2 protein-coding genes are annotated in these 2,991 nt (G+C 75.4%); both read right to left on the reverse strand.

Annotation, left to right across the window (positions count from 1 at the left end; all coding sequences use genetic code 11):
* Positions 1–955, reverse strand: a 955-nt coding sequence (locus VR45_RS04925; RefSeq protein ID WP_045938437.1) for an SDR family oxidoreductase, incomplete at its 3' end; no start/stop codon positions are given.
* Positions 948–2,991, reverse strand: a 2,044-nt coding sequence (locus VR45_RS04930) for an HAD-IIIC family phosphatase (RefSeq protein ID WP_045938438.1), incomplete at its 5' end; no start/stop codon positions are given. The genes VR45_RS04930 and VR45_RS04925, both read right to left, overlap by 8 nt.

Genomic DNA, 2,991 nt, shown 5'->3' on the forward strand with positions numbered 1-2,991 from the left:
CATTGGTCTGCCGCAGCGAGGGGTAGCCGCGCAGGAAGTCGACGGCGGCGGCGACGTTGACGATCGAGTCGACGTCCCGGGCCAGCTCCGCCCAGCGCTCCTCGGACAGGCCCAGCCGCGGCTGCCGGATGTCGGCCGCGAGAACGGTCACCCGGCGGCGCACCTCGAAGGACCACGGCTGGTCGTAGCCGGCCAGCGCCTCGGCGAGGCGCTGCTCGGCGGCCGCGTCGTCGGCCGCGCGCACCAGACAGACCACGTGGGCGTCGCCCGCGCGCAGCAGGTCCAGCAGCAGGTGGCTGCCGAGGAAGCCGGTGGCGCCGGTGAGCAGGATGCGGCGCGGCTCGGCCGGCTCGGCCTGGCGGCTGAACGGCAGCCGGTCGGCCAGTGCGAGGTCGGCGAGGATCGTCGCGATGTCCTCGTGCGCCTGGGGGGCGGGCGCGCGGTGGTCGTCGGCCGGCAGCAGGCCGGACCGGAGCGCCAGGGCGGTCCCGGTCGCCGCCGGGGCGGCGGCCTCGGCCTCGGCCGCGGTGACCGGCAGACCGGCCGCCGCGGCCCAGCGCTGCGCCAGCCGGCGCGGCCGGGCGTCCGCGAACAGGTCGTCCAGGCTGACCCGGACGTCCAGCTCACGGGCCATCAGGGCGACCAGCTCGACCGCGTCCACCGAGGACAGACCGGCGTCGAACAGGTCGGTCTCCACCCCGGTCGCCGCGCCCGGCAGGAAGCGGGCGGCCTGCGCGGCGATGTCCGCCGCGACCTGGTCGACACCGCGCGCCCCCGCCGCACCGGCTGCCGCCGGTGCCGCCGGGGCGGTGGTGGCGGGCGCGGCCGGCTTCCGGAGCCGGGCCAGCAGGTCGGACGCCTGGGCCCGGCCGGGCCGTCGCCGCTCGATCACCTCTTCCTCGGGACGGCGGTTGACACTGGGGTTGCGGCTGGTGCCGCCTCCCGCCTCAGGCATTGCTGACCTCCGCTGCGATATCGGTTCCGAGGTCCCAGGAGCGGAACGCCCGGAGTTGGTTCAACGCCACCACCGTCTCCAGCCGCGGTGCCTCGACCTCGCCGCCACCGAGGCGGGAGACCAGGCGCCGGGCCGGGATGTTGCGGGGCGTGTGGTCGGCGACGAGCCGCACGGCGTCCAGCCCGAGGGCCTCCGCCCGGTCGGCGAGCCACTGCAGCAGCCGGTCCTCGACCCCGCGGCCGAGCACCCGGCAGCTCATCATCCAGGCCACCAGTTCGAGCGCGTCCCCGTCCGGCCGGACCGCCAGGACGCCGATCTGCCCGTACTCGCCGAAGCGGTCGCGGGCGGTCGCCGTCCAGACCTCGCCGCCGTCCTGCCGCAGCCGGTCCAGCCCGGCCGCGTCCAGCGGCTGCGGCCGGAGGTTGAACTGGTTGGTGCGACGGCTGAGTTGGACGGTCCGCTCGGCGCTCTCGGCGGACACCGGCACGATGTCGAGTTCGAGCTTCAGGTTCTCCAGGAACTCGGCGAAGCCCAACTGGGCGCGGGCCTCGTCGCGCACCTGCTCCTGCTGGTAGAACGCGGCCCGGGCGGCGTCCTCGGCCGTCGCCGCGATCGGCGTCACCGGCCACAACCGGTGCACGAAGTCGGCGAGTTCGGCCGCGGGCGGGCAGCTGAGGCAGAGTACCTCGGGCAGCTGGGCGCGCACCCCGGCGATCTCCACCGGGTTGTCGTCGAGGAACAGGAAGCTGTCCAGGCCCAGCCGCAGCTCCTCCGCGATCCGCGCGATCCGGGTCCACTTCGGCTCCCAGGCCGCCGAGATCGCGGCGAAGTGCTCGCGGCGCAGCAGGCTGTCCGGCCGGTCGAGGACGGCGTGCACTGTCGCCTCGTCGTTGTTGGAGACCAGGGCGAGCAGCACTCCGGCGGCCCGCCACTGGAGCAGCCGCCGGGCCAGCAGCTCGCGGGCCCCCGTCAGGTCGACGTTCTCCGGCCCGGCCTCGCCGGCGATGCCGCTCCACAGCGTCTCGTCGCCGTCGACCACGATCACCTTCGGCGCCCGGCGGCGCACCGTCCCGACCAGGTCGGCCAGTTGGAGCGCCACCACCGCCTGGAACTCCTCCTGGAACGGCAGGTGGGCGAGCTGGTCGGTGTGGGCGTCGAAGACCTCGTCCGACGGGAAGTCCTCCAGCCAGAGGTCCGAGGCCAGCACGGCGACGCCCGGCCGGTCGGCCAGCCGCTCCGACACCTGCCGCTCCCACCCGCGCAGCCGCTCGTCCGGCGACCGCTCCGGGAGGAAGGCCACCACCAGCGGCTTGCGGGTCCGCTCGGCGAGGGCGGCCAGCGCGGCCGGGTACTCCTCGGCCAGCTGGTCGAGCAACTGCTCGTCGCCCGGGGCGAAGCGGACCAGGTCGCCCGGGCGCAGCAGCACCAGGCCGGCCACCGTGGCCGGCTCGGCGAGCACGCTGCCCGGGTCGTGCAGGCTCGCCAGCACCTGGTGGTAGGGCGCCTCGGCGACGGCGAGGGGGCCGCCCTCGGCGGCGCCGTCCTCCAGCGCCACCGCCAGCATCGCCGGGAGGTTGCCGAGGGCGAAGGTCGCGGCGACGGCGACCTGTCCGGCCGGAACGGGTTCGGGGCTCACGTCGGTGCTCTCCGGTATCGCGACGAGGGTGTCGGGGGATTCGGTGATGTCGGCGGCGAGGGCGAGCAGGCCCCGGCCGAGGTCGGCGCAGCTCGCGTCGTCGAGGACGTCGGCGTTGTACTCGAGGCCGACCTTCCCCAGCCCCGGCATCACCGTGACCATCAGGTCCAGGTCGGACCAGCCGGTGCCGGCCGGCAGGATCCGCAGGCCCCCCGACGCGCCGGCCTGGGGCGGCATGTAGTTGAAGTAGACCTCGACCAGGGGCGCGTCCTTGCGGTACAGCCCCTCCTCGACCAGGGCGGACATCACGTCGAAGAAGGTGACGCCCTGCTCCAGCACCCGGGTCAGCCGGCTGTCGGTGCGCCGCAGCACCTCGGCGGCGGACTCACCGGCCCCGACC

The organism is Streptomyces sp. NRRL S-495 (assembly GCF_000966955.1).
GTDB classification, from domain to species: domain Bacteria; phylum Actinomycetota; class Actinomycetes; order Streptomycetales; family Streptomycetaceae; genus Kitasatospora; species Kitasatospora purpeofusca.